This is a genomic window from Solitalea longa, from assembly GCF_002920915.1.
Classification (GTDB): domain Bacteria; phylum Bacteroidota; class Bacteroidia; order Sphingobacteriales; family Sphingobacteriaceae; genus Solitalea; species Solitalea longa.
Window position 1 is genome coordinate 1 of sequence record NZ_PQVF01000035.1, and the last position, 1203, is coordinate 1203.

The window sequence follows — 1203 nt, forward strand, 5'->3', positions numbered from 1 at the left end:
TAACAGCGCCTGTAGGGGCTGCTTATGAATACAATATTGACGGCGGAGCGTACCAGTCGAGCGTGACCTTTGCGGGATTGGCTCCAGGGACTCATACTTTGACAGCCCGTTTGGCTGCATCCACCACCTGTGTTTCTGCAGCAACAGCAGGGATCACGGTGAATGCCCAACCACTTACACCAACTGCCACAATTTCTTATTCAGCTTCATCTTTTTGTCCATCAGGTACTGTTTCAGTTACTCAATCGGGGCAAACAGGAGGAACTTATTCAGGCACACCTGGTCTTGTAATAGATCCATCAACCGGAACAATCGATTTAGTTAACAGTACTGCAGGATTACATACCATTACTTATTCATTTACGAATGGCCCTTGTTCAAATACGGCTACTGCAACCATAACTATTTATTCAAAGATGACATTTACAGTTAGTGCGGCAAATGTGGTTTGTAAGGGCACTTCTACTGGAACGGTTACAGTTACTGTTACTAGTGGAGGTTCTGGTCATTATAATTTTAAATTAATATCAGGAGCAACAGTGCTAACAGGCTCTCCAAGCTCAGGTATTAATAGCTACCAATTTACCGGTGTAGCTAAAGGAGTTTACTCAATAATTGTAGAAGATATAAACACAAGCTGTACAACAGTTTGTCCATAATATATAGTTGTATTTAAAGAAGAACAAAGATTTTTTAATAATATATGGGGATTATTTACCAAATCATCAAAAAAGCAAAACGAAGCAGTAGTTTAATAATTACCGCCCTTTTGTTGTTTTTAGCAAACTATTCCTTCGGGCAGGTTTGTCCAATCACCATCAAGGAGCCACCAACGGCAAAGGTTACTATTACACCGACTTCGGTTTGTTCTGGTCAACCCTTTGATTTAGTGGTTAACTTGACGAGTGATGACCAACAGACCGGTTCACCTGAATGGACTTTTACATATACAGATGGTACAACTCCAATTACCATTAAAACATCAGATCCAACTACGTTTCCAGTAGGAACAGTTTTTACTCCAGCAGGAAAGAATGCTACCGTAACGATTCCCATTACATTAACAATAGCTAATATTTATACCTATTCCTTTACTTCCTTAAGCGATATTTGGTATGATACAGCCTTGAATGTATGTAACTACGATGGAACAGCAACAGTAACAGTAGATCCATTGCCAACAGTAAGCGTAAACGATGCGAC

General features: G+C 40.1%; 2 protein-coding genes. Both read left to right on the forward strand.

Going from position 1 to position 1203, the window contains the following annotated elements; all coding sequences use genetic code 11:
* The coding region (locus C3K47_RS19360; protein WP_133159426.1) for a hypothetical protein at positions 1-659 on the forward strand (659 nt) is incomplete at its 5' end.
* A 44-nt stretch (positions 660-703) separates the two neighbouring features.
* A partial coding sequence (locus tag C3K47_RS19365) for a hypothetical protein (RefSeq protein WP_133159427.1) occupies positions 704-1203 on the forward strand: 500 nt, incomplete at its 3' end.